This is a genomic window from Haloferax prahovense DSM 18310, from assembly GCF_000336815.1.
Taxonomy (GTDB): Archaea; Halobacteriota; Halobacteria; order Halobacteriales; family Haloferacaceae; genus Haloferax; species Haloferax prahovense.
Map to the genome: position 1 here is coordinate 1 of NZ_AOLG01000025.1, position 319 is coordinate 319.

Below are 319 nucleotides of genomic sequence, written 5' to 3' on the forward strand. Positions count from 1 at the left end.
TCACTCATCAGATACCACGCTGTGTCGTGTACCTTCGGATAGGACACCGCTGGTACCCCTCGTCTGCCTCGCTGTCGGCATCGCAGTCCATCGGAGTGTAGCCGTGAGAGTCACGTTTCGTGTTGCTCATCTGTACGGCGAAGAGGGGGTGCTGAAGCATAAGGGTCTCAAGAATCATTGTTGACACGTCCGACCGACTTGCGCCCTCTATTCAGGGGCCGCACGCATCCCCTCCGATCTGGACGATTTGGGGACGGAGTCGTTCGTCAAGCGGGAAAACTTCAGTTCTCTCGACGGCCTGGACCAGTTCTCGGCAAAT

General features: G+C 57.1%; 1 protein-coding gene. It reads right to left on the reverse strand.

The genetic code is table 11. The features are described from left to right. Window positions 1–7 precede the first annotated feature (7 nt). Entirely contained in the window at window positions 8–178 is a 171-nt protein-coding gene (locus tag C457_RS19480; protein ID WP_239640738.1) for a hypothetical protein, read from the reverse strand. Window positions 179–319 lie beyond the last annotated feature (141 nt).